This window comes from Sulfitobacter sp. AS92 (assembly GCF_038900015.1).
Classification (GTDB): Bacteria; Pseudomonadota; Alphaproteobacteria; order Rhodobacterales; family Rhodobacteraceae; genus Sulfitobacter.
Genome location: NZ_JBBMQL010000003.1, coordinates 431,661 through 447,691, shown reverse-complemented (window position 1 = coordinate 447,691; position 16,031 = coordinate 431,661). Strand labels below are relative to the sequence as shown.

The 16,031-nt window shown below is 59.0% G+C and carries 12 protein-coding genes; 9 read left to right on the top strand and 3 right to left on the bottom strand.

The window, feature by feature from the left end; all coding sequences use genetic code 11:
* Positions 1-185: 185 nt before the first annotated feature.
* The 4 genes from WNY61_RS08310 (at position 186) to WNY61_RS08295 (ending at position 4,412) form a co-directional block, all read left to right on the top strand.
* On the top strand, positions 186-647 hold the full coding sequence (locus WNY61_RS08310; protein ID WP_342851001.1) for a tripartite tricarboxylate transporter TctB family protein: 462 nt from the start codon (positions 186-188) through the stop codon (positions 645-647).
* Between the two features lie 3 nt (positions 648-650).
* Complete coding sequence (locus tag WNY61_RS08305; protein ID WP_342851000.1) at positions 651-2,180, top strand: tripartite tricarboxylate transporter permease; 1,530 nt, start codon at positions 651-653, stop codon at positions 2,178-2,180.
* A gap of 136 nt (positions 2,181-2,316) precedes the next feature.
* Positions 2,317-3,018, top strand: a complete 702-nt coding sequence (locus WNY61_RS08300) for a FadR/GntR family transcriptional regulator (RefSeq protein ID WP_040700182.1) — start codon at positions 2,317-2,319, stop codon at positions 3,016-3,018.
* Positions 3,019-3,410: 392 nt separating this feature from the next.
* A complete protein-coding gene (locus WNY61_RS08295) occupies positions 3,411-4,412 on the top strand; it encodes an NAD-dependent epimerase/dehydratase family protein (protein ID WP_342850999.1) in 1,002 nt (333 codons plus the stop codon).
* 28 nt (positions 4,413-4,440) lie between these two features.
* On the opposite strand, the gene WNY61_RS08290 is transcribed toward WNY61_RS08295, so the two are convergent.
* Both WNY61_RS08290 and WNY61_RS08285 read right to left on the bottom strand, forming a co-directional pair.
* Positions 4,441-5,295: a GNAT family N-acetyltransferase gene (locus tag WNY61_RS08290; RefSeq protein ID WP_342850998.1), complete on the bottom strand. Its 855-nt coding sequence runs from the start codon at positions 5,293-5,295 to the stop codon at positions 4,441-4,443.
* Between the two features lie 7 nt (positions 5,296-5,302).
* Entirely contained in the window at positions 5,303-6,061 is a 759-nt protein-coding gene (locus tag WNY61_RS08285) for a polysaccharide deacetylase family protein (RefSeq protein ID WP_342850997.1), read from the bottom strand.
* A gap of 203 nt (positions 6,062-6,264) precedes the next feature.
* Between WNY61_RS08285 and WNY61_RS08280 the strand changes: the two genes are divergently transcribed.
* Genes WNY61_RS08280 through WNY61_RS08265 form a run of 4 tightly spaced genes read left to right on the top strand, consistent with a single transcriptional unit; the run spans position 6,265 to position 12,113 of the window.
* The gene (locus WNY61_RS08280) at positions 6,265-8,034 is read left to right on the top strand and encodes an ABC transporter ATP-binding protein (protein ID WP_342850996.1); all 1,770 of its coding nucleotides are present in this window, start codon (positions 6,265-6,267) and stop codon (positions 8,032-8,034) included.
* Complete coding sequence (locus WNY61_RS08275) at positions 8,027-9,937, top strand: ABC transporter substrate-binding protein (RefSeq protein ID WP_342850995.1); 1,911 nt, start codon at positions 8,027-8,029, stop codon at positions 9,935-9,937. Before WNY61_RS08280 ends, WNY61_RS08275 begins: the two co-directional genes overlap by 8 nt.
* Positions 9,934-10,962, top strand: a complete 1,029-nt coding sequence (locus WNY61_RS08270; protein WP_342850994.1) for an ABC transporter permease — start codon at positions 9,934-9,936, stop codon at positions 10,960-10,962. The genes WNY61_RS08275 and WNY61_RS08270 overlap by 4 nt, the downstream gene beginning before the upstream one ends.
* A complete protein-coding gene (locus tag WNY61_RS08265) occupies positions 10,959-12,113 on the top strand; it encodes an ABC transporter permease (protein WP_339638335.1) in 1,155 nt (384 codons plus the stop codon). The genes WNY61_RS08270 and WNY61_RS08265 overlap by 4 nt, the downstream gene beginning before the upstream one ends.
* A 56-nt stretch (positions 12,114-12,169) precedes the next feature.
* Here the strand turns inward: WNY61_RS08265 and WNY61_RS08260 are convergent, their stop codons facing one another.
* Positions 12,170-14,587 (bottom strand): mechanosensitive ion channel family protein, encoded by a 2,418-nt coding sequence (locus tag WNY61_RS08260; protein WP_342850993.1) that lies wholly within the window; start codon positions 14,585-14,587, stop codon positions 12,170-12,172.
* A 162-nt stretch (positions 14,588-14,749) separates the two neighbouring features.
* On the opposite strand from WNY61_RS08260, the gene WNY61_RS08255 reads away from it, so the two are divergent.
* Positions 14,750-16,030: a nucleotide sugar dehydrogenase gene (locus tag WNY61_RS08255; protein ID WP_342850992.1), complete on the top strand. Its 1,281-nt coding sequence runs from the start codon at positions 14,750-14,752 to the stop codon at positions 16,028-16,030.
* The last annotated feature ends 1 nt before the right edge of the window (position 16,031 follow it).

Genomic DNA, 16,031 nt, shown 5'->3' with positions numbered 1-16,031 from the left:
TGTCTTCGGTCCCGAGGGGCCGAAGACATGCTCCCCTGTCGGGGTCAGAGACGCAGAGTCACTGACCACAAGCCGGTTTTTCATACTTTGGGATCGAACAAGTGGCCACCTGCCGCAATCGCACCCACCGCACTGACAGCCGCCTTGCGCAGACGCCCCTATCACACCCAGTTCGGGAGACGACGATGCTTTTAAACAGGCAATTGGTATTTCTGTATGTCACTCTTGCAGTGTCTGTTGGCTATTTGGTGACGGCGCTCAGCCTGGGCGCACCGATCGCCGACAACGGGCTGACGCCGGCCTTTTTTCCGATCCTTGTAGGCTGTGCGGCGATTGTTTTTTGCAGCATCCTCATTGTGCAGGCGCTGCGGGTCCCGCCCGAGGCTGCGCCCGATACCGAGACCGCGGACGAGGCGCGCAGCTACACCCATGTTTGGGTGGTGGTGGCGATTTTCTTCTACATCGTCGCTTTCAGAACCTTAGGCTATTTCCTGTCGTCGGGCCTGTTCGTCTTTGCCCTGATCCTGCTGTTTTCAAAGTTCGAAAAGCTGGTCCTCAAGGCTGTCATATCGGCGGCGATCGTTGGGGTCGCCTTTGTCATGTTTCAACAATTGTTCGGGGTTCGCCTCCCGACACTGTGGGGTTAAGTCATGGATTTCATCATCCTCGTTTTCAGCAGCTTTTCCCTGCTGGCCGATCCGGTCAACTTTACTTATGTGATCCTTGGCTTTGTCATCGGCACGATCTTTGCCGCCGTTCCGGGGCTGACCGCGACACTGGCGATGGCGCTCTTGCTGCCCCTCACCTACACACTTAGCGTTGAGACCGCGCTGATGGCCTGTGCCAGTATCTATATGGCGGGCATGTGCGGCGGGTCTATCACCGCGACCACGATCAATATCCCCGGCGCACCATCCTCAATGATGACCGCGCTCGACGGCTATCCGATGCAGCAGCAAGGCAAAGGCGCGCTGGCGCTTGGCCACGCGGCGCTCGGCTCAATGTTCGGCGGCGCAGTCGGTGCGCTTTTGTTGATCGCACTCGCGCCTTTCGTGGCCGAACTGTCGCTTTACGTCAAAACAACGGGCAAGTTCTCTCTCTTGGCCTTTGCTTTGATCGTCGTCGTGATCGCGCAACGGGGACGCATTCCGCAAGCCGGTCTTGCGGCTTGCATCGGTCTGATGCTGGCGACGGTCGGGCTTGATGCCATGGAGCCGATCACCCGGTTTACCTATGGCTATTCCAGCCTCACGGCTGGAATCGATCTGATGCCCGTCATCATCGGCACCTTCGCCATTGCCGAAGTGCTGACCCAAGCAAGCGCGCGCACGGATATCACTGCCGCCGCCGCAGCCGCCGGTAAGGTCAAGATCCGTCGCCGTGACTTCCTGCCGCCATGGTCGGACATCCGCAAAATCGGTTTCGGCTGCTACTTTAAATCTTGCTTGATTGGCTATTTCGTCGGCACGTTGCCGGGTGCGGGTGGCTCGATGGGATCGTTCCTCGCCTATACCGAAACCGTGCGCACCTCGACGGAGCCTGAGACCTTTGGCAAGGGAAACCCCAAGGGCATCGCCGCCTCTGAAAGCGCCAACAATGCGGTCTGTGGCGGCGCCATGGTGCCGATGCTGACCTTTGGTATTCCCGGCGATCCGATCACCGCGATTATGCTGGGCGTGCTGGTGATTAACGGCATTCAACCCGGACCGCAGTTGATGACCGATCAAGCGGGGCTTATTGCGCCGATGCTGGCCGCCTTGTTGTTCAGCGCGGTGGTACTGATCCCCCTAACGCTGTGGCTGATTGGGCCATACTTCATCAAGATCGTCTCAGTCCGTAAAGATGTGCTTTATGCGGTGATCGCGCTTTTGGCGGTCGTGGGCAGCTATGTCGCCACCTACTCGACCTTCCAGATGTTCATGGCGCTGGCGATGGGGGTTCTGGCCTTCTATCTGCGCCGTAACGGCTTTCCGGTCATCACCATGCTGCTGGGGTATATCCTTGGGCCAAATCTGGAAGAGTTCCTGCGCCGCTCGCTGGCGCTGTCGAACGGTGATCCGACGACCTTTTTCACCAATCCCGACAGCCTGTTCTTTGTCGCGCTGACGCTGGTGTTCGTCTACTTCTTGGTCATCCGCACGCCGGCAAAGAAGCCAGCTGTCGTCAATAGCAAGTCGTAACCAATGCGGGGACCGCCTCTTTCTGAAGGGGCGGTCCCTTAGATTGCTGTCCCGCGTGTGCCGCCCCCCTGTATTTTAATCAAATGCGGTTTATAAGGGTCACTCCGAACGCCGGGCCACAAGCAAGGAGATCACTTTGTCAGAGACACGTCGCCCCTCACTGGCAGATCAAGTGTACGATCAGCTCCTGACAAAGATCCTCGAAGAGGAATATCCAGTACACAGCCGACTACCGACCGAAGAAATGCTGGCCGAAAGCTTTGGCGTGTCGCGACCCGTTGTGCGCGGGGCGCTGTCGCGACTTAGAGACGATGGCATCGTCCAATCACGGCGGGGGTCGGGCAGCTACGTTCTGCGCCGTCCCGACCGCGAATTGATTAGCTTCGTGCCTCTGGAATCGGTTTCAGATGTTCAACGCTGCTATGAGTTTCGCATTGATGTCGAAGGTGCCGCCGCCGCTTGGGCGGCACGGCGCCGCGATGATGAGGATCTGGCCGCGATGGATGCGGCCTATCTTTTGATGGAACAGACCTATCAACAAAACGCTCTTGGGGTTGATGCGGATCAAAGCTTGCATTTGGCAATTGCCCGTGGCGCCAAGAACCCGTTTTTCTCGTCTGTGCTGGAGTCTCTGAGCGAGCAAATTGCCTATGGCGTTAGGCTGTCGCGTTCACTCACCCTTCTGGACGCCCCCGTCCGGCAAGAGCTGGTTTTGGCAGAGCATCGCGCGGTACTCGAGGCGATCCGCCTAAAGCAACCCGACGTGGCACAAGCCACAATGCGCCACCACATCACCGCCGCAAAGGACCGGATGTTTGTGGATGCACAAGAGGACTAGCGTAGTAGCGCGCCGCTCGATGAGGCAAGAAGCGGTATGGGGTATCTAGTCAGAAAATGCCGGAACGGTCGTGCGCGCGGTTTGCCCCTTTTGGAAACAGAGTTGAGTTGCGCAAGACGCTGAACTATCCCCTACACGTTGGCTTCCGAGGCGTCGATCGACAAAACACTCCGGTCCCAAAGGTGCTGACATCAGACACCTTGTCGCTTCGTATAGGTATCGAGCTTTGTTGCCTTCCCACTGCTCAATAAGTAACAACTGTCAGGGTGCATGCAAATCGCAACCACTTCGCCCTCCTCTGGGCCCCGTGACGCCGAAGTTAGCATAGCCTCATGCACTTCATTCTTCTCTCGCCCCAGAACTTCCGAGTTCTCAGCAACGAGGCGCTTTAAATGAGAACCGCATTTGTTACCGGGTCGTCCGGGTTCATAGGGTATTTTGTCTCTCTGGCCTTTCTTAGATTGGGTTGGCGTGTCGTCGGTATCGACAGCCTTTCGAATTATTATGACCCCAATCTAAAACTGGAGCGTCAATCTCAGCTCTGCGCATACGGTGAGTTCAGCATCGTGAACGAAAAGCTCGAAACGCCGCAAGCGCTGATGTCTCTCTTCAAAGAGCACCGTCCGGAGATGGTGATCCATCTGGCGGCGCAGGCAGGCGTGCGGCACTCCATCGACGTGCCGCGTGCCTATGTAGATGCCAATATCATCGGTACCTTCGAACTGCTTGAAGCCGCACGAGCATTCCCGCCCGCTCATATGCTACTGGCCTCAAGTTCTTCCATTTTTGGTGCAAACAGCCAGATGCCATACAAGGAGGCGGACAAGGTAGATACCCAGATGTCCTTCTATGCCGCGACCAAGAAGGCGACCGAGAGCATGGCGCATTCCTACGCGCATCTTTACAATCTGCCGACAACTATGTTCCGTTTCTTTACCGTGTACGGGCCATGGGGGCGCCCCGATATGGCATACTTCAAGTTCACCAAAGCCATCCTAAACAGGGAGCCGATAAACGTTTACAATCATGGCAAGATGAAGCGCGACTTCACCTATATCGATGATCTTGTCCACGCTATTATCGCCCTAGTTGATGCCATTCCCGACCCTGCCAATCCGGTAGCCAACGACAGCATTTCACCTGTCGCCCCGTTTCGGGTCGTCAATATTGGCAATGCGTCCCCAGTGACGCTGATGGATTTCATCGCGGCGATTGAGACCGCTTGCGGGCAGGAGGCAATCAAAACATTTCTCCCGATCCAACCCGGCGATGTGCCCGCGACATGGGCCGATACCACTTTGCTACAGACCCTCATCGGCAAGCAGCATTCGACACCGGTCAGTGAAGGGCTGCAGCATTTTGTCGATTGGTACCGCGCGTTTTACAACGTTTGAGCGGAGCAAAGGCGAGCGCTGAGGCGCTTCAATGAATTTTGATGTTGAGCAACACGCATTCCGAATAGAGCATGTCGATCTCGCTTGGGTCCAAAAGCCCCTGCTGGCAATATCTGGGCGTCGCGAACGCCCTGACCTCGTCGCAGACAATACCCTCGCGCGCAAAACGGCGATCCAAGGACAAAATTGCAGCCTCTGAAGGCAGGACCGAGCGGGCGATCTGTTTCGCGTGCCGGGCAAAAAGCGGCTGATCCGCAAGATACATGATTTCATGGGTCACATAGTCGTCATGCTTTTTCTGCGGGTAGATCACCATCGTACAAAGCCCCTCAGGGGTCTCCACCGCCAAATGCCGCAGCCGCAGCCCTTGATGGTCAGCAATGATCCGGCGGTCCTTTGCGGGCAGACGGTCGCCTAAGGATAGCGGGTCTTCATGCACTTGAAAGCCTGCCCCTTGCGAGGGAAGCCAGACCAGACGTTCCCGATCCAACTCCTTCAGCCCCGCCTTTTCCAAGACATTGACTGCCGCTTTTGCACTGGAGAAATTTGTCACCGTCACATCCGGGTCCTGGGTCGCCAAAGCGATCATCTTTTTGCCGATCCCCTGCCCCCGGTAATCCTTGAGAACATACCATGAGGTCATATCAGCCGTGGTTCTTAGCCCCCGGGAGGTTTGGCGCTCCGCATAGACCAATCCCAAAACACCGATCAGCTTTCCGGCATCACGCACCGTAATGGCATAGCGCCCCTCCGGGCCGCACCATCTGCCGGCCAGCAAGCCGCGCCAGCTTTCGATGCCCCATTTTGCGCGAACAAAGACCGCGTTCATGAACTGGGCAACTTCCTCGCGTTCAGCGGGGGATGCATAGGCAATGTCTAACATGTCGGGCTCATCTTATGTGGCGGTCCAAGGATATCCACCGGGTCGCGGCATCCCGTGTCAGTCGCTGCATCAAGGCTTCGGTGAATTCCCACGTGTCCGCATCGGTTTGCAGGTGATGGCTCACAAACCCCGTCGGCTCGTCTTTGTATGTGGTTTCCATGCGGCGCTTTCGCAAATGGCGGACGCATTGCTCCAATGTCTTTTCGACACCTGCAAACTTGGCCCCCTCTTTCCATCGGATCGGGTCGATGTGGCCGTTGAAATGTTGCAACCCCGCGACCGGCTCGGGATGGGGGCGCGCGTCGAACCCCGAAACGGCGGCATAGCCCCATTGAGGCAAAAGGGGGAGGACCTGTTCGCCGATCCGGTTCCACGGCGGGACAAAGACCGGCAGCAGGTTTGGCAATTGCGCTTGCTGCATACGCCGCCAGCCCTCGCGCAGGTCCGTTTCGATCAAGGCCATATCGCGCAGCCTGCCAACCTCGGAGGCGCGGGTGCCTTTAGGTTCGTGGTTCTTATGCGCATAGCCATGCTGCAAGCAATAGACCTGCGGGGAGGCGCGCAGGCGATCCGCAAGGTCGGGAGCAATCGCAACGGGGATGACCGCGAGGTGCAAGGGCGCGGCAATGCGCTCGGACAGAGCAATCAACCTCTCCAAGTCGGCCGTGCAGGCCTCGGTGTCATCGTCGCGCCACCAGAATGTCGGTGTTTCCCCCTGCGCGGCCCAAGTTTCGAGTTCTCCGTCTAAGTCCGCCCAAGTCGCCAAGAGGTGCCCCTTTCAGGTGCTGTCTGCAGATCAATTGAACCATCCAAGCGGCTCAATGTACACTCACTTTTCCCCGCAGACCCTTTCGGCGCCCGTCTAGGTCAAATATGGGGCCAACAGCCTCGTGAGACTGGACGCCCCCCCGCAAATCGGCTTCACTCCTTTTGCGAACCGCGCTCTTGCGGACCTAGAATGGGACTGCGATGGCACCTTTATTGGAAGTTGACGGATTGACGATCGGCTTTGGCAAGGCCGACCCGGTCGTGCGCAACGTCAGCTTTTCGCTCGACGCCGGGGAAACGCTGGCCTTGGTCGGAGAAAGCGGCTCGGGCAAGACCCTGACCTGCCGCAGCGTGCTGCGGATCCTGCCCGATGCCGCAGACATCCGCAGCGGCCGGATCGTCTTTGCAGGCGATGACGCGCCGGTCGATATGCTGGCACTGGCAGAGCCCGCGATGCGCCAGATCAGGGGCAACCGCATCTCAATGATCTTTCAAGAGCCGATGCGCTCGCTCTCGCCGCTGCACCGTTTGGGCAACCAAGTGGCCGAAGTGCTGCGTTTGCATCGCTCCATGGGCCGCGCGGAGGCCAAGCGCGCCGTCCTCGCCAAGTTCGAACGCGTCGGCTTTGCCGATCCGGAGCGGGTCTGGCGAAGCTATCCCTTTGAAATGTCCGGCGGCATGCGCCAGCGCGTGATGATCGCCATGGCGATGGTGGCCAAACCCGACTTGCTGATCGCCGACGAGCCTACGACGGCGCTTGATGTGACAACACAGGCGCAGGTGCTGGGTCTGATCAAGACCTTGCAATCAGAAACCGGCATGGGGGTGGTTTTGGTCACCCATGACCTTGGCGTGGTCGCCAATATGGCCCAACGGGTCGTGGTCATGAACGGCGGCCGGGTCATGGAAAGCGGCAGCGCAGCCGAGGTCCTGGGCAGCCCGCAACATGGCTACACCCGCAAGCTTTTTGCCGCCGCTACCATGATCCCCGAAGTCGCGGCCCCGGCCCGTGCGCTGCCCCATGAAGACCTGATCCTCGATCTGCGAGAGGTGAACAAAACCTATGCCATGCGCAGCGGTGGATGGCGCAAACCGATTGCAATCACCGCCTGCAAGGATGTCAATCTGCAGGTGGTCCGGGGCAAGACGCTGGCGGTGGTCGGGGAAAGCGGCTCGGGCAAGACGACCTGCGCACGCATGGCGCTTGGCGCCGAGCTTCCCGATCCCGGCGGCGAGGTTCTGTTCTACCCCGAACCGGGCGCCCCGCCCCTGCCGGTACACGATATGTCCAAGGCGCAACGCACCGCCTTTCAGCGCCTAGCACAGATGGTGTTCCAAGACCCTTATTCCTCGCTGTCGCCGAGGATGCGCATTAGGGCTGCGCTGACAGAACCGCTGGACATTCACGGCATCGGTACACGCAGTGACCGGCGCGACAAGGCGGCCCGGATGCTGGAATTGGTGGGCCTCAACCCCGATATGATGACCCGCTATCCGCATGCGTTCTCAGGCGGACAACGCCAACGTCTCTCGATTGCCCGCGCCTTGACGCTGGACCCCAGACTATTGATTTGTGACGAGCCGACCTCAGCTTTGGATGTCTCCGTGCAGGAGCAAATTCTGAGCTTGCTGGAGGAGATCCGTGAACGCGCCGCGCTGAGCTATCTGTTCATCAGCCATGATCTGGCCGTCGTGGCCCGCATCGCGGACGAGGTCGTGGTGATGCGCGCAGGCGTGATTGTGGAACAGGCCCCGCCCGAGACGCTGTTTTATGACCCGCGCCATCCCTATACCAAAGCATTGATCGCAGCACAGCCCGAACCGGACATGGCGCGACCGATTGACCTCGATTTGGTCGCCAAAGGGGCCGGGGCGCCCTCGACCTGGCCCGAGATGTTCCGCATTGATGGGGCTAGCGTGCCGGGCCTGCAAGACATCGGCGCCGGCCATAAGGTCCGCTGTCATGTCTAGGCTTCTCGCCTTGTTGGTCTGTCTGGCCGCACCGGCATGGGCCATGCCGCCCTTGCAAGAAACGGTCTTTTGGGCGGCCGAAGTGAAAGACGGCAATTTGCCTCCGATCGCCGAACGCCTGCCCGAGCAGCCCCTGATTGTGGATCTGGAAGCCAAGGGGCGCAGTTTTGGCACCCAAGGCGGCACCCTGCGGACCTTTGGCACGCGGTCTAAAGATGTGCGTCTAATGTCGGCCTATGGCTATGCCCGGCTTGTGGGCTATGCAGCTGATTATACGCTCGCCCCGGATATCCTGCGCGACGTCGAAGTGACCGAAAACCGCAGGTTCACGCTGCATCTGCGCCCCGGTCACCGATGGTCGGACGGCGCCGCCTTTACCTCCGAAGATTTCCGCTATTGGTGGGAGAACGTGGCGCAGGACCCCGACATCACGCCCTCTGGTCCGCCGGACTTTATGTATGTCGATGGTGTCTTGGGGACAGTCACCTTCCCCGATGTTCATACAGTGGTTTTTGAATGGGCGAACGCAAACCCCAATTTCCTGCCGCAGCTGGCCCAAGCTAGCCCGCCCTTCATCTACCGCCCCGCGCATTACCTGAGGCAGTTCCACCAGAGATTCACCGGCCCCGAGGCGCTGCATGACGCCATCACCAAAGCGCGCGTCAAAAGCTGGGCGGCGCTGCACAACAAGCGCGACAATATGGGCAAATTCGACAACCCCAAGCAACCGACCTTGCAGCCTTGGATCAATGCCACGGCTTCGGGCAGGTCCCGGCAGTTGTTTGTGCGCAATCCATATTACCACCGCATTGACGCGCGCGGGGTGCAGCTGCCCTATATTGATGTGGTCGAAATGACGATCGCCACAGGCGGTCTGATCGCCGCAAAGGCCAATGCGGGTGAAACGGATTTGCAGGCGCGTGGCCTCGATTTCCCCGATATCTCGATCCTTAAAAAGGGTGAGGCGGATGGCGGCAACTACCGCACGTTGCTGTGGGAGAACGGGGCGGCAAGCCAAATCGCGATTTTTCCCAACCTCAACTTCGCCGACCCGGTCTGGCAGGAGGTGATGCGCGATGTGAGGTTTCGCCGCGCCCTCAGCCACGGCATTGACCGGCATATGATCAACCGCGCGCTTTATTTCGGACTGGCTAAAGAAGCCGGTATGACGGCGCTGTCGACTAGCCCTCTGCACGATCCCCAAAATGCCTCTGCCTACGCCGAATATGCGCCCGCCAAGGCAAACGCTTTACTCGATGAAATGGGCCTGACCCAACGCAGCCAAGCTGGCATCCGCAAGCTGCCCGATGGCCGTCCAATGGAATTTGTCATTGAGACCGCAGGCGAGCGACAAGAGGTAGAAAATGCCCTGGCGATCGTCACCGACACTTGGCGGGAATTGGGGATCAAACTGGTGATGCGGCCCTTGGACCGCAATATCCTGCGCAACCGGGCCTATGCCGGCCTCAGCATGGCCTCGGTCTGGTTCGGCTGGGACAATGGCTTGCCCACCGCCGAAACCTCTCCGATGTATCTTGCGCCCACCCATCAAGAGTTTTTCGCTTGGCCGATGTGGGGGCAATATTACCAATCCAAGGGCGAATTGGGCGAGAGACCGCAGGGCACAGCGCCGAACCATCTGCTGGCCTTAGCTGACCGCTGGAACCGCGCGACCGACACGGCCACAAGGTCCGCTATATGGCGCGAGATGCTCCAGATTCACGCCGAGCAAGTCTATGCCATTGGCGTTCTTTCGGAAGCACCCCAGCCCGTGGTTGTCTCAAAATTGCTGCGCAATGTCCCCGAACAGGGGGTCTGGGCCTATGATCCGGGCGCCCATTTTGGGGTTCACCGGATCGACGAATTCTATTTCGAGGAACCATTCCAGCAGGTTGTCCAATGATGTTCCTCCGCTACGCACTCTACCGCTTTGCCACGATGTTGCTGACCCTATTGGTGGTCTCGGTCCTGATCTTTGTGATCATCAACCTGCCGCCGGGCGACTTCCTGTCCAACCAGATCGCCGAATTGCGCGCCACCGGTCAGGCCGAAGGCGTTGCCAAGGCGGAATTCCTGCGCAGCGAATATGCGCTCGATCGCCCGCTTTGGGAGCAATACCTGATCTGGGTGGGCTTTGCTCCCGGCCCGCAGGGATTTTCCGGTCTGATTCAAGGCGATTTTGGCTGGTCTTTTGAATTTGATCGCCCCGTCGGCGAGATCGTCGGGGATGCGCTGTGGCTGACGGTCTTGATCAATCTGGCCGCTGTGCTCTTTGTCTATGCGGTGGCTTTGCCCTTGGGTGTCTTTGCTGCCGCCAAGGCCGAGACTTGGGCCGATTACACGGCAGGGTTTGTTGGCTATCTGGGCCTTGCGACACCGAACTTCCTCTTGGCGCTGATCTTGTTTTATTACGGTCATAAATACCTCGACCTGCCGATTGGCGGCCTGATGGACCCGGCATTTGAGGGCGCTCCGATGTCTTGGCCCAAGGTCAAATCCATCCTGTTGCATATGATCGTTCCCACCTTTGTCATCGGCACCTCAGGTGCGGCGGCGATGATGCAAAGGCTGCGCGCGAATATGCTGGATGAACTGAGCAAACCCTATGTCGAGACCGCCAAGGCCAAGGGCATGGGCCCAGCGCGTCTGCTGGCCAAATACCCGCTGCGGATGGCCTTCAACCCCTTCGTGGCGGATATCGGCAACCTGCTGCCGGCGATGGTCTCGGGGTCGGTGCTGGTCTCGGTTGTGCTGGGCCTGCAGACGATCGGACCGTTCCTGCTGACTGCACTCAAGTCGCAAGACCAGTTTCTGGCCGGTTTTGTGCTGATGTTTGTGGCCTTACTGACGCTGATCGGCACGATGGTTTCTGACATGCTGCTGGTTCTGCTTGATCCGCGCATTCGCTATGGGGGGCGCGCCAAATGAGTACCCAGCCTTCCAATCGTTTTGTCGACACGACACCTTGGGTCGATAGCCCAGACATCTCGGCGCCGGAGCGGTCAGATATGGACGCGCCCGCATGGCGTCTGATGTGGCGCAGTTTTCGCCGTCACAAACTGGCGCTGATCTCCGGCATCTTCTTGCTCTGTGCCTACCTGATCCTGCCCATTGCCGGATTTATCGCGCCCTATACGCCCAACGAACGCAGCGCTGATTATCTCTACGCGCCCCCGCAGAGCGTCAACCTTTGGCACGAGGGGTCTTTCATTGGCCCCTATATCTATCCGATCACCGCTGAGGCCGATCTGGAGAATTACCGCTGGAGATATACCACCGATGAGACCCAGCCCCTGCCCCTGCGGTTTTTCTGCGAGGGCCAAAGCTACAAGCTTTTTGGCCTGATCCCCTCGGACACCCATCTAGTCTGCGCGCCCGAGGGCGCAAGCCTGTTTCTGTGGGGCTCTGACCGGCTGGGCCGCGATGTGTTCAGCAGGATATTATACGGCGCCCAACTGTCGCTCACCGTGGGGCTGATTGGCATTTCCGTGTCCTTCGCACTTGGGATAAGCTTTGGGGCAATGGCGGGTTATTTTGGCGGCAAGACCGATTGGATCATCAACCGCGCCATCGAGATCTTGCGCAGCCTGCCCGAATTGCCGCTCTGGCTTGCGCTCTCGGCGGCGGTGCCGTCCAGTTGGGGACCGGTGGCGGTGTTTTTCATTATCTCGATCATTCTTGGAGTTCTCGACTGGCCCGGACTGGCGCGGTCGGTGCGCGCCAAATTCCTGTCCCTGCGCGAAGAGGAATACGTCAAAGCTGCCGAGATGATGGGTGCCAAGCCGGGTCGAGTCATTCGCCGCCATTTGCTGCCCAACTTCATGTCGCATCTGATTGCCAGTGCGACCCTGTCGATCCCCGCCATGATCTTGGGTGAAACGGCGCTGAGTTACCTTGGCCTCGGCCTGCGTGCGCCGGCCGTCAGCTGGGGCGTAATGCTGAATGATGCCCAAAACCTCGCTAGTATCGAGATCTACTGGTGGACGGCCATTCCGATGCTGCCGATCATCGTGGTGGTCCTGGCGTTCAACTTTCTCGGCGATGGGCTCCGTGCCTCTTTGGACCCTTACAAGAACTGATCCGGCAGCGCTGCGCAGGGCGCAAAAGAGGGTCGCCTGCGGTCTTAAAGCGCCGCTCAGCGGTCGTCCCCGCTGCTTTCGCCCGCATCGTCTTCGTCCAAAATGTCCTCGTCGAGCGAAGCATGGGCAGCCGCCGCAATTTTGTGCTTTTGCGCCTCGGTCAAATCCTCCGCCTTGGCATCGGCCAAACGTACCGTCACCTCCCGGTGCGCAAACTTGATGCCTTCGCGCTCAAACAAATCGCGGATTTCTTGATAAACCTTCTTGCGTACCAGCCATTGGTCCCCCGGTTTGGTCATGAATTTGACCCGGATGATCATGGCGCTGTCTTGCATTTCGATGACGCCCTGAGATTTCAACGGCAGGATGAAGGCCTCTCCGATTTCAGGATCAGTCAGAAGCTCCTGCCCTAGTTTCTTGATCAGCTTGCGCACCTGCTCCACATCCGTGTCATAGGTCACCCGCAACGGCAGTTTCATCATCACCCAGTCGCGCGAGTAATTGGTGATCACCTGCAATTCGCCAAACGGAATGGTGTGCAGCGCCCCCAGATGATGACGCAGTTGAAAAGACCGCACCGAGATTTTCTCGACCGTCCCTTTGACGTCGCCGACATCCAGATACTCGCCTTTGCGAAAAGCATCATCAAATAGGAAAAACGCCCCTGCAAAGACGTCGCGCACCAGCGCCTGACTGCCAAAACCGATGGCGATGCCAATGATCCCAGCACCGGCAAACAGGGGGCCGACATTGACGCCAATCTCCATCAGCACAATCAGCAGGATCGTGATGATCACAAGGATCAGGGTGAAATTGCGGAACAAGGGCAACAGGGTCGCCAAACGGCTGGCGCCCGAGCCGCCGCCCTCGTCGCCCGGTTGGATCTCAGCCTCTTCGGGTGTTTCTTCCTTGATCTTGCTGTCGATCCAGATCCGGAAGGCATGATAAATCACATAGCCGATAAAGATGACGACCAGGATGTCCAGAAGCTGGGTGGCAAAGTTCTCCACCATCTCGGCGCCGTCATTGTCCCAGATATAGAAAAACGCATAGGTGCCCGCGACAAAGGACAAGATGCCTGCCACCCGGCGGGCCAGTTCTTCAAACGTCGTCAGGGACGGCTGCAGCGCCAGCGCCTCCGCCTTCAGATCGTCTTGGGCGGGTCTTGAGGGCTCAGTCTCTGGAGCCAAAGCATCCGGCGCGCTTTGGTCCACTGCGGCCTCGCGCGGCGGGGCGCTTTTCGTGTCGCGTTCGGCATTCAGGCGCGCGAACGCGCGAGAGCGGGCAAAGCTGCGCTCGATTGCAAAGTTGATCAGCCCGTAAACCACGATGATTGTGATCAAAATCCCGTAAGCGCCTGCGATCAGCGGGATCGAACTGGGGTTGCCCAAGACAAGATCAACGGTCAGTTCAAACCACGCGAAGATGACATAGAAAAATACAAACGGCGCCCAGGCCCGCGACAGCAGGCGGACGATGGTCGAAGTTTCCTCAGGTGGCTTGCCGTTGCGCAGCGCGCCGCTGATGGCGCGGCCATTGACCACCACCAAAAGCATGTTCAAAATCACCAGCACGGCGGACAAGACCGAGGCAAAAAACGCATAGGCTTCGTAGTTCAGTCCAAGCTCCGCGATCCAGAAGCTGAACAACAGCGCGCAGATGTCGAAGGACCCCATTAGCCAGAGCCAGAGGTGCAACCTCTTGGCGTCGCGGTCGTTCAGCGCGGGAATACGGTACTGGGAGAGGAAGGGCGATAAGATCATGCGCCACAGGCCCGCCACAAAGCGGCAGGTGAAATAGCCGATGTTAATCAGGGTTACGGTGTATTGCATTGCCGTGTCGGTGAGCGGGCCAAAAATTGCCGCGCCCAGCAGATAGGCCACCGCCATGGACACAAGCACGCCGCCCAGCCCGACCACAAAGCGCAGCACGAGAAAGGGGATTTTATCGCGGTAGCCCTGCGGGTCCTCGTTAACCCGCCGCGTGACCAGCCCCCGCATCAGGCGTTTTCCATAGATCTGGCGCTCCACAAGGACGCCGACGCCAAACATCAGTAGACTGAGCAATAGGGCTTCGGTAAAGGCCCAGAGCGTACCGTCGGGACTGGCGGCGCGCAGAATGTAGAGCACTTCGTTAAAGGCGACCGGGAGGGTCAGCACCCGCTGCACAAGCGCGTCGCGAAATTTGGCCGCGTTGTCCTGCATGCGCATCAGTGAAGACGGGCTGTCGGCCTCGGCCAAGGCGGGTTCAGTCCCGGGCGCGTCGCTCAAGAGTTGACCGGTGCCGTCGATCACCACCACGCCAACACCGGTCTCAGCCGCGCGGCGCATCAGCTGGTCGATCTCAGAGGCCGGCGCGCCGTCTGCCGCTTCGCTGTCAAAGAACATCGAGCTGACGCCCTGCGCCTGCCCTGCAATCGGCAGCAGTAAGATTAGCGCTAAACACAACAGGCCGGCATTGAAAATGGTGCGCATGTTATTCCTAACCAGATCCACCCAGACCACTATCAGGCTATGCCAGAGCGACCGACCTTGCAATTCTGCAGGTGCCAATCTATCCGTTATTGCGCGCGGCGACCCGCTTTTTGCCTCTGCATACTGGGCTGCGCGGACTGACACGACCCCAAGGATATACCGTTGCCCAGCCCCGCTCCTGATACCCGCATCGCAGTTTTGGGCCTTGGATACGTCGGCCTGCCCCTCGCGCTGGCGCTCGCCAGAAACCAGTTTGACGTCGTTGGGCTCGATTCCAGCGCTGCAACAGTGCAGGCCCTGCGCGGGGGACGTGATCCCAACGGCGAAGTGTCTGACGCTGCCGTGGCCGGAAGCACCGCAACCTATACCGATAATGCCGCCGATCTGGAGGGATGCAGCGTTTTCATCATTGCCGTCCCAACCCCGATCACCGACGCTAAAGCCCCCGACCTGAACCCGATCCTGAACGCCTGCGCCACCATTGCCCCGCATCTGACCGACGGGGCGATGGTGATCTTGGAAAGCACTGTCTATCCCGGTGTGACCGAAGAGGTCTGCGGCCCGGCGCTGGCGGCGGGCAGCGGTCTGGACGCGAGGCGCCAGATCAAGCTCGCCTATAGCCCCGAGCGGGTGAACCCCGGCGATGCAGAACATTCGATGGAGAATGTCGTCAAGATCATTGCCGCGCAAGACGCCGACACTCTGGCCCGGGTCGAGGCGATTTACGCCCCCGTGGTCAAAGCCGGGTTGCACCGCGCCTCATCGATCGCAACGGCAGAAGCGGCCAAGGTGATCGAGAACACGCAACGCGATTTGAACATCGCGCTGGTCAATGAATTTTCGCTGATCTTTTCGCGACTTGGCCTGGATACCCTGGAAGTCCTTGAGGCGGCAGGCACCAAGTGGAACTTCCTACCATTCCGTCCCGGTCTTGTTGGCGGACATTGCATCGGGGTCGATCCCTATTACCTCACCTACCGGGCCGAGCAGATGGGTTATCACCCGCAGGTCATCCTTGCAGGAAGGCGCATCAACGACCAGATGGGCGTACATGTGGCGCAGACGCTGGTAAAGGCGATGCTGGGTCGCGATATTGGCGTGCGCGGCGCCCGGGTTTTGATCATGGGCTACACCTTCAAGGAAAACTGCGCCGACACCCGCAACACAAAGGTCGCCGATATCGCGTCAGAGCTTGCTGCCTATTCTGTCAGCGTTGATGTGCATGATCCGTGGGTCGGGGTAGAGAAACTGCAATCAGAGCACCGCGTGAACGGGATAGAGGCCCCAGAAGCTGGCGTTTATGACGCCGTGATCGTGGCAGTGGGGCACGCAGAATTTGTCGAATTGGGCAGCGACGCCCTGCGAAAATTGGGCAAACCCAGCGCGGTATTGTTTGACATCAAGGGTATTTTCGGAAAGTCCGGTAGTGACTTGCGGCTTTGAA

What these genes read in the sequence shown, in the direction of transcription:
- WNY61_RS08265 (WP_339638335.1), top strand. Translation starts at nt 10,959, where the DNA reads ATGAGTACCCAGCCTTCCAATCGTTTTGTCGACACGACACCTTGGGTC.
- WNY61_RS08280 (WP_342850996.1), top strand. Translation starts at nt 6,265, where the DNA reads ATGGCACCTTTATTGGAAGTTGACGGATTGACGATCGGCTTTGGCAAG.
- WNY61_RS08260 (WP_342850993.1), bottom strand. Translation starts at nt 14,587, where the DNA reads ATGCGCACCATTTTCAATGCCGGCCTGTTGTGTTTAGCGCTAATCTTA.
- WNY61_RS08310 (WP_342851001.1), top strand. Translation starts at nt 186, where the DNA reads ATGCTTTTAAACAGGCAATTGGTATTTCTGTATGTCACTCTTGCAGTG.
- WNY61_RS08270 (WP_342850994.1), top strand. Translation starts at nt 9,934, where the DNA reads ATGATGTTCCTCCGCTACGCACTCTACCGCTTTGCCACGATGTTGCTG.
- WNY61_RS08290 (WP_342850998.1), bottom strand. Translation starts at nt 5,295, where the DNA reads ATGTTAGACATTGCCTATGCATCCCCCGCTGAACGCGAGGAAGTTGCC.
- WNY61_RS08305 (WP_342851000.1), top strand. Translation starts at nt 651, where the DNA reads ATGGATTTCATCATCCTCGTTTTCAGCAGCTTTTCCCTGCTGGCCGAT.
- WNY61_RS08275 (WP_342850995.1), top strand. Translation starts at nt 8,027, where the DNA reads ATGTCTAGGCTTCTCGCCTTGTTGGTCTGTCTGGCCGCACCGGCATGG.
- WNY61_RS08295 (WP_342850999.1), top strand. Translation starts at nt 3,411, where the DNA reads ATGAGAACCGCATTTGTTACCGGGTCGTCCGGGTTCATAGGGTATTTT.